This window comes from Gottfriedia sp. ABJ_BB2_2, assembly GCF_055484705.1.
On sequence record NZ_JBVFKR010000002.1, the window covers coordinates 16,240 to 35,716 of the forward strand.

The window sequence follows — 19,477 nt, forward strand, 5'->3', positions numbered from 1 at the left end:
GCAACTAATTAATCAATTAATTAGTTGCCATTTTTGATATCTCTCATAAGTATTTTTAAATGTACGAAATTGATAATGTAAAAGGGGTGGCCTCGTGTCATATTGACATAAGAGACAGCCCCTTATACGGTTTTATTACTATTTAAAATGTATTTAAAACAAGATAATATATTTCTCCATATAAAGAATTTGTTAACAAAATAGTAAGCTTCATTTTATTTCTCAGTTACATTATTTTTATCATGATTTTTTAAATACAGTTTCATGAAAATTGGTTTATTCATCATTAAAAAGATAAAATAAATTGTAATGATGAATAAAAATAATACAAAGAAAATAATTAATATAAACGCCAAACTACTTTTTGCAAAACTCGTTTCAATTCGTAGATAAGGATAAAGTATATAAGGCATATGACTCACTCCGTATCCAAAAAAAGCAAAGAAATATTGCATTAACACTAATATAAAAGCCAATCCATATCGCTTTCTTTTTATGATGAATAGTATTGCAATTCCGAAGCAAATCAGTGAAATTAAAAAATATCCCCAAACATTGTGCATTCTTTCAAAGTGAACACTATTATGTAGCTTCATAGATGCAAATACGATAATACTTGAAATAATTGTCGGTATCGACCAAACAAGAACATATTTCCTTAATTTATTTTCAGACTCAGAATCGTTTACTAGTTTTGCAGAGTAAATTAAAAACATCGCACTGATAAACAATACTGAACATACAGCTAATAGCATTACAGATAAAGAATAAAAGTTCGTAATTAGTTTTAATGGATAAAAACGAATATCTGTACCATTTTCGATAATAAAACCGCCTTCAGATATCGTTAGAACCGTAGATAAAGTAACTGGTATTAATAAACTAGTAGCACCGTATAACAACAAGAAATATTGACTCTTCTTCCCACCGTATTGTTGAAACGTATAAAACGATCCCCTAATCGCTAATAAGATCATTGCTACGCTTCCAGGTACTAAAAGAGGCACTCCATAATAATATGCAACTCGAGGAAATATTCCTACAACACCTACAAAGAAGAAAATAAAAAATAATGTGGCCAATTCCCATATCGATGATAAATGACGATTGATTAAACCAATCAACTTAGGTTCTTCTTTCGTTGAAATAGCATAAAAGGCATAAAACCCTGCACCAAAATCTATAGAAGCAATAATCATGTAGGCATATAAAAACAACCATAATATAAAAATTGCGATCGTTTGTATTTCCAAAATCATTTCCTCCTAAAAAACTTCCACGATATAATCGTTATTCTCCTTATTATACCGATAAAAGACAATAACATCTATTTATAATTACTTTTTATCACGTCTGTTGCATTTGACCTTACAAATGACCAGTACCTTTTCACAAAAAAAAGAGACTCGTTAAAGTCTCTTTTTTCAACTTATTCAACTTTAGCCGCTTCGTCTAATACACGATTAACACGTTTTTCTAACATCGGCATTCCACCTTCACCAGCTTGGAAATGTCTTAATGCACCAGTTTTATCAAATACATAGTAAGATGGAACATATTTATTTTCAAATGCGTCCGTAATTGTATGTTGGTTATCCACTAAAATTGTTTGTGTAATGCCATGTTCTTCTGCAACTTCTTTAATTTTATCAATATCTAAATCGTCTTCAGATCTTGGCATATGTACACTAACAACATTTAATCGATCTTTATATTCATCACGGAATGCGTTTATATTTGGCATAGCTACCTTACATAAATGGCAACTTACTGACCAAAAATGAATAAGTGTTGGTTGTTGACCGATTAAATCCTCTTTTTGAACCTCTTTATTTAATACTGCTGTCGCACCGTTTAAATCTGGCATTGGTGAACGTAATCTCATTGATTCTTCCTCCTAACTAATTCGTAACAAAGTAATCCCAAGTTTTAGGCTTAGGATTATCCGTGGTTAGGCTTAATCGCCTGCACTTTGATTGTTTATGTATTGAAAAGGCCTAACAATATGTTAGACCTTTTCATTTGTATTACATTATTAATTGATTATAAAGTTGCTTGACCTGGTTTCCAGTTAGCTGGGCAAAGTCCACCAGTTTGTAAAGCTTGAAGTACACGTAATACTTCATCAACTTCACGACCAATGTTGTTGTGGTGAACTACTTGGTACATTAATTCGCCTTCTGGGCTAATGATAAATAATCCACGTAATGCGATACCTTCTTCTTCAATTAAAACGCCATAATCACGAGAAATAACGTGGTTTGTATCAGCACCTAATGGGTATCTTAATTGACCTAAGCCGTTTTCTTTACGGTCAGTGTTAATCCAAGCTAAGTGAGTGTGGATTGTATCAGTAGATACACCTACAACCTCAGCATCTAAATCTTCGAACTCATCATAACGATCTGAAATAGCAACGATTTCTGTTGGACAAACAAATGTAAAGTCCATTGGATAGAAGTATAATACTGTCCATTTATCGTTTTTCATGTTCTCTTCTAAACTTACTTTACCAAATTCTTTGTTTGGTAATACTGCTTCCATTTCAAAGCGAGGAGCTTGTTTTCCTACTAAACGTTCTGCCATTATATTTACCTCCAATAATTTATGTAGTTAATGATCATACAAATGATATTATATTAAACTACCTTTTTAAAGTCAATATTTAATAATAATTATTATTAAATGAAAACAATTTTCAAGCTTTTTTTCCAATAAAGTCTGAAATGAATTGAATCATGAGTGGAATGACATCCTCATTCGGATTTAACTTTTGATGATGTAATCCAAACTCTGAATCAACACCAATCCAAAACATCATCCCTGGAATATCTTTTGTCATATAACCGAAATCTTCTCCAGTCATTGCTACGTTACATTCAACAGCTTGAATACCGTCATATTGTCTCGCAAAATCAAAAAATTCATTCGTAATCGTTTCATCATTGATGACTCCATAGTAATTACTTCCAAAATCTACTTCTATTTTACACTGAAAGCTCTCTTGAAATCCATTGACAAGACTTTGAATTCTATCTTTTAATTTTTTCATTGCTTCTTCACTTAACGCTCTCATAGTACCTTCAATTCTCACATGATCTGCAATTACATTTTGAACCGTACCACCGGTAATTTTACCAATCGTAATAACCGCACTATCTAAAGGATTCACATTTCTTGAAACAATTGATTGGATTTGAGTAATAAAATGACTTGAGGCAACAATCATATCGTTTGTTAAATGTGGAAATGCTGCATGACCACTTAATCCATGAAAGTCGATAAATAGTTCAGATGTATGTGCAAATAACATACCCGGTCTTGTGGCAATCGTGCCAACTGTATACTCTGGTGCGATATGTAAGGCATAAATACGATCAGGCTTAAATAAAGTAAATTCTTCACTTTTTAGTAAAGGCTCCGCTCCACCAGGACCTTCTTCTGCAGGCTGGAAAATGAACACAACATCATCTTTGATCGGATGATTCACAAGCTTCGTCAGAACGCCCAAAGCAATACTCATATGTACATCATGACCACAAGCGTGCATTCTACCTTCATGAGTAGATGCATAAGGCAATCCTGTTGCTTCATTCATTGGCAAGCCATCAATATCAGTTCGATAGCCAATTGTCTTACTTGGATTTGTTCCTTTTACTCGGACAAATATACCAGTTTTCCAAGTTTGAATGATGATCCGCTCTTGATTTAGCGTTGATAAATACTCTAGTAAATAGCTTTGAGTTTTAAATTCCTGAAACCCTAATTCTGGAATTAGATGTAAATCTCTTCTTATTTTTACGAATGTTTCCATCAACAACACCTCCGAAAAAAAGCGTAGAATCAATATTCTACGCTTTATCCAACTAACATAATCACCTTATTGATTTAAATTACGTAAAGCTTGAATGATTTCAGTCTTTGAAATCGTTTTATCGTCAATATCTTTAATTTTTCTAGCTGGAACTCCTGCTACTACAGTATATGGTGCAACATCTTCTGTAACAATTGCACCTGCAGCAACTACAGCGCCTTCTCCAACTCTAATTCCTTCTAATACAACGGCATTTGCACCGATTAATACATTATCCTCAAGAATAACTGGGTTTGCTGATGGTGGCTCGATAACGCCTGCTAAAACAGCTCCTGCGCCAACGTGACAGTTTTTACCTGTTGTTGCACGGCCTCCAAGCACTGCGTTCATATCGATCATTGTACCTTCTCCAATAACCGCTCCAATGTTAATTACAGCACCCATCATAATAACTGCATTATCTCCAATTGTTACTTGGTCACGAATAAATGCACCTGGCTCGATACGAGCTTTGATTCCTTTTAAATCTAATAAAGGAATTGCTGAGTTACGACGATCAGATTCTACTACATAATCTTCTATGTATTCTTTTTGTCCTTCAAGAATAACTTTTACATCATCCCATTCTCCAAATAATACGCCTGAATTTTGAGAAATAAAAGCTTGTACAGATTCAGAAATCGTAAGCTTGTCTAATTGACCCTTTACATAAACCTTTACAGGTGTTTTCTTTGTACTATTCGCAATAAAAGCAATAATTTCATTTGCATCCATTAATTTCATTTTTGTTGCCTCCTTAAGAATCTCAATAAGATTACTCTATCAAAACTAGTATCTAACAAGCAAGATTTTGTGAACTTATCTTCAATTTTTTTTTCGGATTGACTCGATAAAACCTTCTACTTGTTTTAATTTCATTGCATCTCTATTATATAATAAATATGTATCCCTAAATAATGGTGTATGTTCCTTTGTAAATAAAGGTGTTTTGATAATATTTTCATCAAACACATCATGTAATACTGTTGAAGGTAAAATTGCAAAACCTAAACCGTTTAAGACGAATTGTTTACATGTTTCAATTTGGTCAACAACTATCTCATGCTTAGGCAAGGAATTGAAGTGTTCATACCACCAAGATTGGATTAATTGATAGTAATTAGAGTTACTCTTAAACTGAATAAATGGTCGCCCGATTTCTTTATAATCTGCTAGCTCATGTTTGATTGTGTCTACCAATAATAGTTCATCTGAAAATAACAATTCTTTTTCACCAAACCAATTTTGATTACCCCTTACAATTGCTAGATGGACCTCATTTTCATATAAACGATTCGTAATCTCGCTACTCCACCCTGTAAATAATGAAACTTGGACGTCAGGAAATTGTGATACATATCGTTTTAATACTGGCGGTAACCAATACTGTGCTACAACTGAAGAAACGGCAATCTTTAGAGTACCGGAAATATCAGATTTTAATATTTGAAGTTGTTCTAACATACCTTGATATGTTTCTTCCATTCTCTTAGCATAGTTTAATATAATCTCTCCAGATGCAGTAATAATCAAACCTTTTTGAGAACGAATAAACAGTTCACTTCCCATTTGTTTCTCTAAATTTTGTAGTCTTTGACTAAGAGCAGGTTGTGAAACAAATAATCGCTCTGCAGCTTTTCTCATATTCTTTTCTTCTGCTAATGTAATCATTAAACGAATATCATCTATTTGCATTGTTCACCTCGAACTAGATACATGATAAAAAAAGTAAGTCAATCCTTGATGACCTACTTTTTTGAAAATTATTGTTTATTATATCTTCTAATGTTTTTGCTTAATTGTTTTAAAATGACTCTTCTTGTTAATATACCTTCAAATGTATTCTCTTCGTCTACTACACAAACAAACGGGTGATCAATGACCAATTCTAAACCCCTTGCTAATGTATCGGTAGTATATAGTAAAGGAATTTCTTTTCCCATTACTTCTTCTACCTTCATCTCACTTAATCGTTCAAACTCTATTCTCTCTAACCCTAAAATCCTATCTAAAATCATCGCTGTGCTAACTAATCCTTGTAATTGAAATTTTGGATTTAATACTGGTATCGAAGAGTATCCTGATTTTGTAAGTACTAATAAGGCATGCTCTAGGCTGTTTCCTATTTGAACATGCGCAACTTTTTCACTAGATATGATAACTTCCTCAACTTTATGTTCAAAAAATTGTTGTCCATCAATACTAATCAAAAGATCGTCCCCCTATTTTAAAAGTACTAAGTACTTTTCTTACCTTTCAAACAGAAAGGATTTAGTCATTTTATTGACTTGTTAATCATTGAAAATCTCAACTTAACGAAATAGAGATAAACGTCCTAACCTAATCTTCCAAACGATTACATCATTTTATATTCTAGGACAATGATTAACTAGTCCCAAATACTATCTTATCAGATTTGAAGGTGCATTCCAATGCAACAAGGATACCATAAAAATAAAAAAAACGTATCGATAAATATAATGATTTATCGATACGTTTAATTCTATGATAATTCATAAACCCAAATCCCTTAGTTTTTGATACAAATGAATAAGTCTCTTATATTGGTCATCACCAGCATCCATTAGTCCATTTTCTATATCAGTTATTTGAGATGAAATAAGTTCAATCGCATAATTTTGCTTCATTACAGTATCAACCAATAAATTTAACTCGTCCTCTGTGAAATGTTGTTCACTTTGCATTCATCAATCCCTCCTAATTTTCATTTTAATCAATGTTTATTCATCTTAAACTTATTATTTTGTAAATTTATTTGCATAACTAAAAGCTGTATATGAATCAGGTTTGATCTTTGGAATGATCCCCATTGCACTAACTTTTGACGTCATTTCTTGAATAAATTCTTTTGTTAATCCTGAGGTACCAATGTCTAAATGAATCTCAAAACTAAAGTTATTTGAATTAGCATTTTCATGGAGTGGACTAAAGATTTTTTCTAATTGAAATGGAGTTAGTAGAAATGCAATTTCTTGACTATACATTGTTTCAAGAAATATCTTTTCTTTTAAATTTCTAATTTTCCTTTGATGCCAACAAGTATGTAAGCACCCCCAAGCCCCATTTCCAACTCTGTGTAAATGTAAGGCTGTAATAAATTTTGTTCCATTACTATGCACCTGTGAATCGGTCCCTATCGAAAGGCGGTATTGTTTATTTGGATCACATTTTACAAAATGATATAGCCTGGAAACGACTTGATCAAAACTTAAGTTTCTTTCACTAACATTATAAAATCTATACTGATCTTCATTCACAATCATAACCTCCCTTTTTCATTATCAATACATAATAATGTATTCAACTTGAATTGGGATTAGCACGACCTATCTATTTCAATATGTTTTACAACATAAAAAAAACAAGCTTTCGCTTGTTTTTTCATGACAAATATTAAGAAATCAGTTCATATATTTCAATCGCTAGCATATCGATGTTATCGTATGGAAACGTTTGTGGTTTTTCACCTTGTCTAAATACTTCTAATTCAAAAGCATTTTTTTCTGAATACTTTACACTACATTTTCTTTCACCATTTACTTCAAAAAATCTCTGTGCAACTTCACCGTTCGTTGATTGTTGTATTAAGCTTTCTAAGCGTTCTAAAATTCCTGATAATAAAGACATATTAGAACTCCTTTCTACCATGTGTCATTCCCTAAATATAGGTTATACTTTCTTACAATTTCTATCCAAAAATTTTACAATAGATATTAGTTATGTAAGTGTCCACTAATAAGGATACTTGTATTTGTAAATAAATACAAGCTTAAAGTTACATGATTCACACAGTGTTAAAACAAAATTCTTTCTATCTTTTAATTTTATATGTAATATTAAGATTAAATTTAAATATTTAAGTAAAAATAACTATTAAAAGGATGAAAGTTTATGCAAATTGAATTATTTACTCAAGATGGCTGTCCACCATGTGAATTTCTCAAAAATTACTTGAAAGAATTAAACATCTCATATGTGGAATATAATGTTTCAAAAGATGAATCGGCAAAGAAAAGAATGATGTTTGAGCTAGATTCGTTTTCAACACCAACTTTAATCATTCAGAATGAAGTTATACGTGGTGTACAAATGGAACAAATTGAAGCTGCTTTGCAAAAAATCACTAAGTCATAAAAAGACCATTCCTAAAAATTAGTCTAACTAGTTTTTAGGAATGGTCTTTTTTCATGTTTTGTTAAAGATATATTTTAATGAAAAATAAAATAAGGTATTATGGATTATCCTACTCCGATATAGTGGAATGCAAAAAACATAATGGACGATACGATCAGAACTTTTGATACTAGTCCCTTCACACTAAATCCTCCCTCAATCATTCATCTAATATTCTTTACATAATCGTAACATCCATGAAAACCTTTTCACTACAATTTTCGTTCGGTTCTTTTTTACAAAAGTTGACAAGCTATCTTCAAAGCCACGATATGATTCTTTTAGAATAAATCAAACAATATCATCCCAAAAATAAAAAAAGTGACTCCTTAAATTTAGACAGTCACTTTTTTCTTTATTTCTCCGTAAAAACGGATATTGATTTTCTGTTTCAGGATGCTCGCTTTCCATTAAGCTAAGCTTGAGACTCCAAGCGGTAGCTTGCCTAAAACCACAATGTCTATTAACTATTTTTAGAATATGTCTTTTGCAAAATATCTACCGTTAATTTTAATTGAGTCTTCCTTAAAAAAGTAATTCATTATGTTTGAATAAGAAATCATAACTTAAATCAATGTAAATATAGCTACCATTCTCCAATGGGTATGAAAATGTTCTTATTTTTTCACCAGTTTCTATATCACGATACATATCTGATAAAATTCCTCGATCGTTTGACTGCATTTTTAAGATTGTTTCTAAAAAATATGGCCTCCAGCTCCAGTTCCTACCTCGATATTTCTGTTGGAGCTCCCATTGTTCACTATACAATTTAAACAAGTTAGAAGACTGTTGAAAGCCATCTTCATCACAAATATACATTCTAAAACAAAATGAATTCAATTCACTAGAAATCTTGACTAAAAATGCATCCAAATCTGAGTCAATATTATATTTATTAATTGCAACTTCGACTCTTTGGTGAATTAAATTTGTCATGTCTCTTAAAGCAATTAATTTTGATTTTTCTCCATGAATATATTTCACGATATCATTTTTCAATTGTTCGCTTTCTTGATTCAGTTTCTTAATCGTAGGTTGTGGAGTACATAAATATGCCCCTTGATAAAACCTACCACCATTTTTCCAAGCATTCCTTAATTGAAGTGAATCAATGATTCCATCATAATACATTGATGCACCTATTTTCCTTGCAACATAAATGACTGAATGTAATAAATCTTGGAAGGATGATGTGTGTAATTGTTGAACCATTTTAAAGTCTATCTTAATAATATCAGGCGATAAATAGCGAAGTTTTTCCAAGTTTATTAACTTATCGTTCACACTATTTATAGCAAATTTTATACCATAGGTTTGGTAATATGTAATGAGATTTTTTAATTCCTTTTCAAAACCATAAAATAACTGATGTTGTAATATAATCACAATATTACTTAACTTAATCCCTTTCGCCTCATAAGCTTGGAAAATTGATAGCAAGCTTTCTGGATCATCAGTTAATAATGCTGATGGGTGACGGTTAATAAATATACTGCCTTTAAAATTAGATCGAACAGCTTCTTCTAATGATTGAATTAAAATATGATTGTCTACTTCAAGAAGATAATCATCTGGAACTAAATCATTGGAAAAGAAAAATTCTAGACTATGTATATTATCTAAATTCATTCTCCCCACGACTTCAATTCCAACACAGCTCTGTGTATCAGCACCATAAATCGGCTGATAGTAAGGGATAACTTTATCTAAATTACTGATTACATCTAAAGGATCCATAAACTACCTCCTTTTTAGAAAGGATATTGATGTAATGATTGACCTCCATCCATTGTAAAACATGAACCATTAATATAGCCAGCCTCATCTGAAAATAAATATGCTGCAAGACCTGCTATCTCTTCTGGTGTGCCTAGTCTTCCTAATGGTACACTATTGATTGTTCTTTTTGCTATTTCTTCAGAAACCCATAGCTTTTCTGCACCACCAGTTCTTTCAATTGGTCCTGGTGCAATTGCATTTACTCTAATACCATATTTTCTACCCCATTCTACAGCTAGTGTTCGTGTCATAGCTAGAACACCAGCCTTTGCTGAAGCTGAATGAATGACTCCAGGTCCTGCATCCCATGCGTAAGTTGCAATTATATTCGTCATTGCACCTTTAATGCCTTTTTGAATCATATATTTACCTACTTCTGAGCTACAGTAAAAAGTACCATTTAATACGATATTAATAACTGAGTTCCAGCCATTGATTGATAGGTCTTCTGCTGCGCAAATAAAGTTACCAGCCGCATTATTAACCAAATAATCAATTCTACCAAACGTTGTATCAACTTCATTTACCATTTTTTTTACTAAATCAGGTTCTCTTACATCCATTACGACAGGTAAAACTTGTCCGTCAAATTGTTCAATCTCACTTTTAGCTACAGTTAATCGGTCTAGATCTCTTCCAGCAATCACTACTTTTGCGCCATCTTTCGCAAAACGTGTGGCCATCGCTTTTCCCATACCACTTGAGCCACCAGTAACAATGACAACTTTATCCTTCAAATTAGTTCCTCCTATCTCTTTTCTCTAGTGTAACAACATTTATTTATTTTGAGAATATTTTTAACTATTAAACTATTTAATATAGTAAGTAGCTTATTTTTCTTTGAAAGAGGTAGTGACCAATTGTTTACTAAAACAGTAAAAATATTCTTGGTATGTATTTGTTTGGTTAGTTACGGGCTTTTTATAGAACCGAATGTTTTGTTAACAAAACATTATACATTTCCTCATAAACTTAATCATGATGTTACGATAAAAATAGTTCAAATCTCAGATACTCATTTAAGTCATAAAAAAGATATAAACCAATTAAGAAAGATTGTCACGAAGGTAAATAAATTGAAGCCAGATTTCGTCGTATTTACAGGAGATCTTATAAGTGATATACGTAAATTTTCTTATGAGACAGAAGTATTAGCATTATTAAAAGAAATGAAAGCAACAAGAGGAAAATTAGCAGTCTATGGTAATCACGATCATGGTGGCTATTTTACCGAACAATATGAAGAACTTTTAAAGAGTAGTGAGTTTATTTTATTAAAAAACGAAGAAAAGAGCTTTTATTTTCAAAATGAGAAGATCTCGTTTATAGGACTTGATGACTATATGCTAGGAGATAAAGAATATACAAAAATACTGAATAGCATTCAAAAAGATTCATTTACAATTGTTCTTGCACATGAACCTGATATTGCAACAATAACAAGAAACTTCCCTATCAATTTACAGCTTTCTGGACATAGTCACGGTGGTCAGTTATATATACCTTTTTTCCAATCATTTCTGATGCCTCCATATGCAAAAAAATATAATCGTGGAGTATATCAGCTATCCGAACAATTTGAACGAAATTTAGTCGTATCAAATGGAGTAGGTACAACCAAACTACCATTTCGATTTTTAACGCCTCCCGAAATCATCTCCATCGAAATAAAAAGAGCGAATTAAGACAGTTTAATCTTAATACGCTCTTTTATTAATAATATTTTTGTTCAATCTCTCTCGGCGTTACTGGTTTACTAAAGTAATAGCCTTGAGCTTTTAAGCAATGTTTTTTCTTTAAGAATTCAATTTGTTCAATTGTTTCGACACCTTCAGCAATGACATCGATACCTAAAGAATGCGCTAAGCTAATGATAGTTGTAACGATTGCTGCGTTTCGATTATCTTGAACGACTGATTGAATAAAGCTTCTATCGATTTTTAACATATCTACTGGAAAATCTTTTAAATAGCTTAATGAAGAGTATCCTGTTCCAAAATCATCAACTGCGATTTTAATTTTTAAGTTTTTGAGTTTTTGTAGAATCGATGCAGTTTGCTCACGGTTTACCATTGAGCTCTCTGTAATTTCAACTGACAAAAGCTCGCCAGGAATTTCATAAATTTTCAAACATTCTGAAATATGTTGCTCGATTTCACCTGTATAAAATTGTTTTGCAGATAAATTAACAGCTACTTTTTTAACATCAAAACCTTGATCTAGCCAAGCTTTGATTTGTTTAGCAACTTGTTTAAACACCCAATTCCCTATATCGAGGATTAAATGTGACTGCTCTGCGATTGGAATAAACTCACTTGGTGGTATATAACCTAATTTATCATGCTTCCATCTAAGTAGCGCCTCTAGACCGATTAATTTTTGATCATGTAATGATATCTGAGGTTGATACACAATTTCTAATTCATCTTTTTCTAATGATTGTCTAAGTAAGTTTTCTAGATTTAATTTCTTTTGTGTAATCGTGGAATAAGCTTTATCGTAGAAAGAATATGATCCACGTTCATTCTCTTTACATGCAAGTAAAGCCCTTTCAGCATTTCTTAATAAAATATCGCTAGAAACTCCGTCTTTTGGATAAGAACTAATCCCTATGGTTGAGGAAATAATTAGTTTTTCATCATAAGTTGGAATTTTAATAGGAACTTTAATACCCTCGATTATTCTTTCAGCTAACTGTTTTATTTTATCTTTTGATTTCGTTTCGTAAATAATCATAAATTCATCACCACTGTGACGAATTAACGGACAACTTTTATCAGTCGTTTTTTCAACAATTGAAGTGATTCTTTTTGAAACTAATTCAATAATAAAATCGCCAACTTCATATCCGTATGATTCATTAAAAATTTTAAGACGATCTATATTTACAATTAACAATGCAACACCGCTGTTTAATATCTCACTATCATGAATCGTTTGATTCATGAGACTTGTATACATATCACGTTTATAATAACCAGTTAGTTGATCTCTTTGTGATAAGAAGAATAAATAATTCTCTTTTTCATTTACAGATGTTGTATCTCTAATAATTAAATATATTCCTTTGATTTCGTCATCGAACATAATCGGAATACACTTGATATGGCTTTTTAAATAATGGCCATTTTTATTAACAAGTACGGTGTTTTTAATTTCAGTTGATACACCTAGTAAAGTTGAGGTAAGTACTCTTTCAAGTTCATCAGAGTCTTTACGATCTATCAAACTTGAAATATGTCTACCTTTTAGTTCCTTATCTCGATATCCTAACACATGGTATGTGGACATATTTGTTTGTTTTATATATCCATTACTATCAAGCATGAGAATACTGTCAAGATTATGCTCAAATAAAGAACGATATCTTAATTCATTTTCAAGCTTTTCATTTGTTTCTTCAGTCCATAGTGTAACGTCTCTCGTTACGCTGACTATAAATTTACATTGACCGTCTTCATCTAAAATTGGTGATAATACGGTCTCAAAATATAATTTTTTATCTTCTATCATTAGCTGATCGTTGTACCATAACGCTTGTTTTGACCTTTTGGCAATTTGGTAGCTTTCGATAAGCTTCTTTGCAATTTCATTTGGCATGACATCTTGGATGGTTTTTCCAATAAAATTTCTATTAAAAAGGTCAGCGTGTTTTATAGCTTGATCATTTGCATAATGATATAAAAAATTATCACCATCAACTTTCATGATGAAAAGAAGATCATTTATTGATGTTAGTAAAGCGTTAATCATTGATTGATCTAAATTTTGAATTTTATTTGTTTTTACAGAAGTGTCCATCATATGCATCCTTTTTTAAAAAATTTAAAGAATCCTGATGAAATATCTCAAATGATGTCATTTTTCCTATTCTATATCCTTACTATATTCCATTTATTATCTTGTGAAAATAGGTAATTCAACTCAGGCGAAATGTATTTCATTAGATTTGCCTAGGTTGGTTACCTATTTTTTTGGGTACTTGCTCAAGTTCCTGACAAACTCCATACACTGTTAACGAAGACTAGAGAGGAGGTTAAGACTTGTATAATCAACATTTTCCACATATAGATCAGCATTATTTATATAGAAATGGTCATGCCCCAGCATACTATTACAACCGACATGAACAGCGTTTCGTCCCATTTTTCCCACTCATACCTCTGCTCGGAGGTTTAGCAGGAGGTTTTGCTTTAGGTGCACTAGCTTTTAGACCACCATACTATCCATACCCACCTTATGGAGGATTCCCTCCTTACGGACAGTATCCACCTTATGGCGGTTTCCCACCATATCAACAACCATATCCACCAATTAACTCCAATGCATACTTACCTGGGAATAACCCCGGTAATATAGGTGCATATCCATATTAATAAATATATAAAATGCAAATAAAGGTAAAACGCTAATCGTATCGAATATTGATACGGTTAGCTTTTATGTTTATTCATTAAAACATTTCTTGATAAATTTTGAAAAAATCAAATCTAAGGATATAATATAAACATATTTATTAATTGGAGGTTATACAGAAGCATGAAACCGAAAGAACCAAGCCTGAATAAACCAGTTTATTCAAATGAAGAAATATTTCAGGCAATATTTGTTGTAAATAAGCATGCTAAGACTGCTTTAGATCCTAGTGAACTTTATTCATTAAAAAGACAAGCTATACTGAAACTAATTGAAAAAGGGATTGCTAAGAAAGTAGGATTGCATTTTTCAAATAACCCCAGGTCAAGTAAACAACAATCTGATGTATTAATTGCATGTGGAGATTTTTTCTTTCATATCCCACCTTTAAAAGAAGACTTTAAACTTCTTCCACACTTAGGCGTTTTAGAAAATTCTCATCGAAACCCAAAAGTATCTATGTCTTTAAGCTATGCTAAAAAAATTCTGCATCATTACTTAGGCATCGTAAAGGTTAAAACTAATAGCGATTTGAAGATTGGATATAACCATCGAAGAAATAACCCCGGGCAACAATTCAGACCTTCAGCATTTTTAAGTAATTCGACGTTTACATTTCCAAGTGAACCAATACGTAAAAACAAAGGCAAACTCGATAAGTAATCATCTTTTGATTACAATGTAGCAAAAGAAATAAATATATCAAATGGGAATCCAATATATACCTAGATAATAGGTTCTATATTGATTCCCATTTTTATTTATAGGATATGTTTATCAATTAATTGAACAAGTTCACCTATTTCAGGCTTACTTACTTGCGCTGTAGCACCTACTTGATCACCTTTATGTTTTAAGCTATCAGTAATTAATGAAGAGAAAATGATAATCGGTAACTCACTTAAAACCTTATCTTCTCTAATTTTCTTTGTTAAGTGATGTCCATCCATTTGTGGCATTTCTATATCAGTAATGATTAACTTTACAAAATCAGTTAATTTCTTTCCGCTTTCAATATTGCTTGAAATATCTTCAAATAGATCTTTACCATTTTCAAAAAATAATGTATTTACATATCCAGCTTCTTTTAGAGTGTCTTTAATTAAAGTTCGTAGTAAAGGTGAATCTTCTGCAATATAAATAGGCTTCTTCGATACTTCTCTTTGATCTAGATTATTTAATTTTTTCTTTGAAATAGCAGTTTCTTCATTTATTTCGACTACCATTTTCTCGAAATCTAATAAAAGAATCATTTCACCTTTATGTTTAACAACGCCAGTAATTTGCGTTTCTAAACCTTGATACATTTCATTTGGCTTTTCAATTTGAGCCCATGAAATACGGTGAATTTGAGAAACGGTGTGAACATGGAATACCATTTTCGTCTTATTAAATTCCGTAACGATATATTTATCGTATGCCGGCTCATTTGATGGTGGAAAACCGATCGCATCCGCTACATTAATTACAGGTAATACTTCGCCTCTTAGTTCGATAATCCCCTCAACATTTGGATGAGATCTAGGCACTGGGGTAATTGGTAATGGATTAATGATTTCACGTACTTTTATTACATTAATCCCAAATTTACTTTGACCAATTGTAAATTCAACGATTTCTAATTCATTTGTACCGCTGTCCATTAAAATTCCATGATTTTGTTCCATGACAGTCAACCTTCCCTATACTGAATTTATTTATAAATACTATTGGAAATTGAATTTTTTAATATAAAACATTCATTCTAACAATTCCTTTTTAAAAATAGTAGATTCAATGAAATACTTACTATTCACTTAAATAATCGGTTTATTTTGGTACTTTTTTAATAGAAAATTAAATAAAAGTTTAACAGTTTCGCGAATCTTAACTCATCTAGATTAAAAATCACCTAATCACCTTAATTTCAATAGGAATTCCTGCCTATTTGATAGAATTGAATGATATTTTCTCACCATTAGGACAAGTCTTTCATAAGGTAATAATAGGAGGTGATTCATATGTTTGAAAATAATAATATGGAAGACATTTTACGATATCTTGCTGGTTTCCTAGTTTCACTTCAATTATTATTAAAATCATTTGGATTTGAATTTCTTAACAATGAGCAAATTGATGCAGTCGTTAATGTAGCGTCCTTTTTATTTATTTTGTATTTTGGTGCTAAACATAATTATCTTGGTAAAAAAGGACAAGCTCAAAAAGCTTTATTACAAGAAGCTGGATTAGAAAAATCTAAAAAGACAAAATAGTCTTTAATGTTTTTTTCTAAGAAAGTTTAGTTTCACAAAAAGAGGCTGTTTCTCAATCCTCGATTTTACATGAGAAACAGCCTCTTTTATTTAGCTAACATATTAATTTCGTACAATTTATTGTTTTAAATAAAACCCTTAGAAGTTTCTCACTAACTCTCTTTTTATTACACACACCACAATTCTTAAAAATATGATTAATTTTGGAGTCAACCTTCTATTGAACCTACTATTTTTTTTATTTTCATTCTAATATTCTCTTTTTTTCACCATATACTGATTCAAATTTTAAGAAACGTTAATACTTTGTTAAAGATTGTAGAATTATTTTAAAACGTATTAGTAGGAAAATTTTAACTGTTTATTGAATCTTCTTAAAACACATATTTTTCAGGAGGATTACAAATGTCAGTAATTTTAACAAGCAAGGACATTTCTAAAAAGCTAAAAATCGGAAAATCTCTAGTAAGAGAAATTAGTAAACAATTAGAAAAAGAAGCTTATCAGTTTACTAAAAATCAAAATACACGCATGTATTCAGAAAAAGATTACACACTGTTTCAAATAGTGCTAGAGAATTATAACAAACATCAAAATCTTCCTTTGGCCGTACAAAACGGTTTAGAAAACTTTTCTCAAAATGCAGAAGAAACGTATGAAGAAGTTCCTACATCCCAGGAATCTAATGAAGTAGCTGTTCAACTTGTAACAGGTTCAAATAATCTTGATCATTCCGGACAGATTGAAGAATCAACATTTAAGAAAGAAGTCGTTATCAATCCTGAAGCTTCTTTAAACACTATTGAAAACGTTAATTCAATCGACCTTTCTTTACAAAGTGTCAATGTTGATACTAATCATCTCGAGGTTAATCCAAATGTTGTAGAAAGCACACATGAAGAGTTTTCAAACAGTCATGACATCGGAGTTCAAAACGAGGATATTTCTAATCTTATTGAAACCAATGATCACATCGAACCTCCTTCTAACCATGATCAAATAGTTGAAGCAATAGAAGTTTCTTCAACTAACGAAGAAGTTGTTGAGCAAATTGTTTCAACATCTTCAAAAAATGAAGATGCTGTCTCCACTATTGATACGACTAGTGATTACAATAACGATGTATTTCATAATGAAACGATCGATCATTCGTTTCATGCTGCAGTTAACGAGACAGATTTACAACAAATTAATGTTCAAGCAGATTCCCATAAATTAGTTCAAGTAAATGAAGAACCCAACTCTAATCAAATTATGTTTGAAGAATTCATGTCTCAAATATCAAATTTAGCGACACAAAATGAGTTAATTTTGCAGCAAAATCAAACATTAATTCAACAAAATCTCTTGAAAGATCAAAAGCTTGAAAAAATCCTGCATTCTGTTGAAGAAAAAAGCGACGAACTTCAAGAACTTGCTTCCGTAATTGAAGAAAAAGATGAAAAACTTGAACAAATGTTTGAGGAATTACAAGTTAGAGAAGTTAGCCGCGATGCACAACTAATGAGAGTAATTAGAGAAATGCAAGAAACTAAAAAAATGGTTGCTGCCTCTAAAGAAAAAGATTGGAAAAGCTCATTAAAATCATTTTTTATTAAACCAAAAGCAATTAAATAGGTATAAAAAAAGAGAAGGTTTTTTCCTTCTCTTTTTACTCTTCCGAAGTTTCTTCCTCCATATGATAAGCTGGTAATAATATATGAACCTCTGTACCTTTTCCTTCTTCACTTAAATATTCGATTGTACCTTTATGAGCTTCGATGATACTAAAGGTAACCATTAATCCAAGTCCTGTTCCTTTTTCTTTTAATGAGTAAAAAGGTTGTCCTAATCGATCCAATTGTCCTCTAGACATGCCTACTCCATTGTCCTTAACAACAATCCGAATATATTCACGATCTCTCATTTTTTCTATACTTGCTTCAATTTTAATATATCCTTTTGTTTCCTTTATTGCTTCTACACCATTTTTTAATATATTAATAATGGCTTGTTTGATCTTTGCTCTATCTCCGATCGTAAACATTTTTTCTGTCACATTGACTTGTAGAAATGCACCCTGTAAAGAAGCATATGTAGACATTAAGGTCGTAACTTCATTTAGTTGCTCAGTCATATTAATAATTTTTTTCTCTTCTATTTGAGGTCTAGCAAGATTTAAATAATCAGAAATAATATTTTCTGCTCTATCTAATTCTGTTAAAACGAGCTTCATATATTCTCGATTTGTACCACTTTCTTGATTTTCGATTAATTGTATAAATCCTCTTACAACTGTTAATGGATTTCGGACTTCATGTGCTACACTTGCCGCAAGCTCACTAACCATATTTAATTTCTCAGATTTTTGCATTTGAACACGAATTTCAGCATTTTCAAATAAAAACTCTCTTAAATAGACATGGAATAACATTGTAATCGTTAAAACTGTAAAAAATATACAAACCGAAAGAATTGTTTGATCAGATTGATATTCTTTTACGCCATTAACTGTAGCTTCATAGTACAGTAAACAGATGATACAGATGGCATATAAAATAGGCATTAATATACTTAAAGCAAATTTTTTACGTCTAGAAAAACTAACCCATTGTGGGGAGACTATTAAAGGTAAAATACATGAAATGAGTTCAAACGGAAAGCATTTCAATACTGATATATCGTAAAGTAAATACATGAATAATGGTTTAGCAAATATTACGATAATACCAATTACTCTACCACCATATAAAATAGCTGAGTACATTAATAAAATACTAAATGTGATTGCCATACTATCACTGATTTGAATAGGGTAGATCAAACAAATGAAAATATTTAAAATGGATAATAATCCAACTAGTAATCTATTTTGTTTCGGACTAGTGTTATGGTATCTACTTAACCAAAACATTTCATATAAAAAGACCGGAATGATGATGATTGCAAATTGAATTAATAAATCTTTTAATTGCAGCATGAACCGCGACCTCCATAAGCC

The 19,477-nt window shown here is 31.3% G+C and carries 21 protein-coding genes; 6 read left to right on the forward strand and 15 right to left on the reverse strand.

Translation table 11 applies throughout. From position 1 onward, the window contains the following. Positions 1-215 precede the first annotated feature (215 nt). From ACX6U0_RS05075 to ACX6U0_RS05120, 10 genes are all read right to left on the reverse strand, one after another. Complete coding sequence (locus ACX6U0_RS05075; RefSeq protein WP_464958902.1) at positions 216-1,253, reverse strand: cytochrome d ubiquinol oxidase subunit II; 1,038 nt, start codon at positions 1,251-1,253, stop codon at positions 216-218. Between the two features lie 176 nt (positions 1,254-1,429). Further along, positions 1,430-1,885: a TlpA family protein disulfide reductase gene (locus ACX6U0_RS05080; protein WP_464958903.1), complete on the reverse strand. Its 456-nt coding sequence runs from the start codon at positions 1,883-1,885 to the stop codon at positions 1,430-1,432. A gap of 158 nt (positions 1,886-2,043) precedes the next feature. Further along, the gene (locus ACX6U0_RS05085) at positions 2,044-2,586 is read right to left on the reverse strand and encodes a peroxiredoxin (protein WP_088000166.1); all 543 of its coding nucleotides are present in this window, start codon (positions 2,584-2,586) and stop codon (positions 2,044-2,046) included. Positions 2,587-2,698: 112 nt separating this feature from the next. After that, positions 2,699-3,823 carry an N-acetyldiaminopimelate deacetylase gene (locus ACX6U0_RS05090; protein ID WP_464959545.1) on the reverse strand — a complete coding sequence of 375 codons (1,125 nt, stop codon included), beginning with the start codon at positions 3,821-3,823 and terminating at the stop codon, positions 2,699-2,701. 57 nt (positions 3,824-3,880) lie between these two features. Next, a complete protein-coding gene (gene dapD / locus ACX6U0_RS05095; protein WP_192601298.1) occupies positions 3,881-4,597 on the reverse strand; it encodes a 2,3,4,5-tetrahydropyridine-2,6-dicarboxylate N-acetyltransferase in 717 nt (238 codons plus the stop codon). An 81-nt stretch (positions 4,598-4,678) separates the two neighbouring features. Continuing rightward, positions 4,679-5,548 carry a LysR family transcriptional regulator gene (locus ACX6U0_RS05100; RefSeq protein ID WP_464958904.1) on the reverse strand — a complete coding sequence of 290 codons (870 nt, stop codon included), beginning with the start codon at positions 5,546-5,548 and terminating at the stop codon, positions 4,679-4,681. A 68-nt stretch (positions 5,549-5,616) separates the two neighbouring features. Further along, on the reverse strand, positions 5,617-6,063 hold the full coding sequence (gene cbpB, locus ACX6U0_RS05105) for a cyclic-di-AMP-binding protein CbpB (protein ID WP_464958905.1): 447 nt from the start codon (positions 6,061-6,063) through the stop codon (positions 5,617-5,619). A gap of 303 nt (positions 6,064-6,366) precedes the next feature. After that, positions 6,367-6,558: an antirepressor AbbA gene (abbA, locus tag ACX6U0_RS05110; RefSeq protein ID WP_464958906.1), complete on the reverse strand. Its 192-nt coding sequence runs from the start codon at positions 6,556-6,558 to the stop codon at positions 6,367-6,369. 54 nt (positions 6,559-6,612) lie between these two features. After that, the gene (locus tag ACX6U0_RS05115) at positions 6,613-7,131 is read right to left on the reverse strand and encodes a ribonuclease H-like YkuK family protein (RefSeq protein WP_464958907.1); all 519 of its coding nucleotides are present in this window, start codon (positions 7,129-7,131) and stop codon (positions 6,613-6,615) included. Positions 7,132-7,267: 136 nt separating this feature from the next. Continuing rightward, on the reverse strand, positions 7,268-7,501 hold the full coding sequence (locus ACX6U0_RS05120; RefSeq protein WP_088000159.1) for a YkuJ family protein: 234 nt from the start codon (positions 7,499-7,501) through the stop codon (positions 7,268-7,270). Between the two features lie 264 nt (positions 7,502-7,765). Here ACX6U0_RS05120 and ACX6U0_RS05125 point away from each other — a divergent pair, with 264 nt between their 5' ends. Then, positions 7,766-8,008, forward strand: coding sequence for a glutaredoxin domain-containing protein (locus ACX6U0_RS05125; RefSeq protein WP_464958908.1), 243 nt, complete (start codon positions 7,766-7,768; stop codon positions 8,006-8,008). 564 nt (positions 8,009-8,572) lie between these two features. Here the strand turns inward: ACX6U0_RS05125 and ACX6U0_RS05130 are convergent. Together ACX6U0_RS05130 and fadH are read right to left on the reverse strand one after the other, a co-directional pair. Next, positions 8,573-9,787, reverse strand: a complete 1,215-nt coding sequence (locus ACX6U0_RS05130) for an EAL-associated domain-containing protein (protein WP_464958909.1) — start codon at positions 9,785-9,787, stop codon at positions 8,573-8,575. 14 nt (positions 9,788-9,801) lie between these two features. Further along, positions 9,802-10,566, reverse strand: a complete 765-nt coding sequence (gene fadH / locus ACX6U0_RS05135) for a 2,4-dienoyl-CoA reductase (RefSeq protein ID WP_464958910.1) — start codon at positions 10,564-10,566, stop codon at positions 9,802-9,804. Positions 10,567-10,689: 123 nt separating this feature from the next. Here fadH and ACX6U0_RS05140 point away from each other — a divergent pair, with 123 nt between their 5' ends. Next, positions 10,690-11,514 (forward strand): metallophosphoesterase, encoded by an 825-nt coding sequence (locus ACX6U0_RS05140; RefSeq protein WP_464958911.1) that lies wholly within the window; start codon positions 10,690-10,692, stop codon positions 11,512-11,514. 28 nt (positions 11,515-11,542) lie between these two features. Here ACX6U0_RS05140 and ACX6U0_RS05145 read toward each other — a convergent pair whose 3' ends face one another. Continuing rightward, positions 11,543-13,630 (reverse strand): EAL domain-containing protein, encoded by a 2,088-nt coding sequence (locus ACX6U0_RS05145; protein WP_464958912.1) that lies wholly within the window; start codon positions 13,628-13,630, stop codon positions 11,543-11,545. A gap of 242 nt (positions 13,631-13,872) precedes the next feature. Between ACX6U0_RS05145 and ACX6U0_RS05150 the strand changes: the two genes are divergently transcribed. After that, positions 13,873-14,205: a hypothetical protein gene (locus tag ACX6U0_RS05150; protein ID WP_464958913.1), complete on the forward strand. Its 333-nt coding sequence runs from the start codon at positions 13,873-13,875 to the stop codon at positions 14,203-14,205. A 163-nt stretch (positions 14,206-14,368) separates the two neighbouring features. Further along, positions 14,369-14,908: a YkyB family protein gene (locus tag ACX6U0_RS05155; RefSeq protein WP_464958914.1), complete on the forward strand. Its 540-nt coding sequence runs from the start codon at positions 14,369-14,371 to the stop codon at positions 14,906-14,908. A gap of 98 nt (positions 14,909-15,006) precedes the next feature. On the opposite strand, the gene ACX6U0_RS05160 is transcribed toward ACX6U0_RS05155, so the two are convergent. Continuing rightward, positions 15,007-15,912 (reverse strand): chemotaxis protein, encoded by a 906-nt coding sequence (locus tag ACX6U0_RS05160; protein WP_464958915.1) that lies wholly within the window; start codon positions 15,910-15,912, stop codon positions 15,007-15,009. A 333-nt stretch (positions 15,913-16,245) separates the two neighbouring features. Between ACX6U0_RS05160 and ACX6U0_RS05165 the strand changes: the two genes are divergently transcribed. After that, on the forward strand, positions 16,246-16,497 hold the full coding sequence (locus tag ACX6U0_RS05165) for a phage holin (protein WP_464958916.1): 252 nt from the start codon (positions 16,246-16,248) through the stop codon (positions 16,495-16,497). Between the two features lie 405 nt (positions 16,498-16,902). Then, the gene (locus ACX6U0_RS05170; RefSeq protein ID WP_464958917.1) at positions 16,903-18,114 is read left to right on the forward strand and encodes a DUF3967 domain-containing protein; all 1,212 of its coding nucleotides are present in this window, start codon (positions 16,903-16,905) and stop codon (positions 18,112-18,114) included. A gap of 34 nt (positions 18,115-18,148) precedes the next feature. Here ACX6U0_RS05170 and ACX6U0_RS05175 read toward each other — a convergent pair whose 3' ends face one another. Continuing rightward, positions 18,149-19,456: an ATP-binding protein gene (locus tag ACX6U0_RS05175; protein WP_464958918.1), complete on the reverse strand. Its 1,308-nt coding sequence runs from the start codon at positions 19,454-19,456 to the stop codon at positions 18,149-18,151. Positions 19,457-19,477 lie beyond the last annotated feature (21 nt).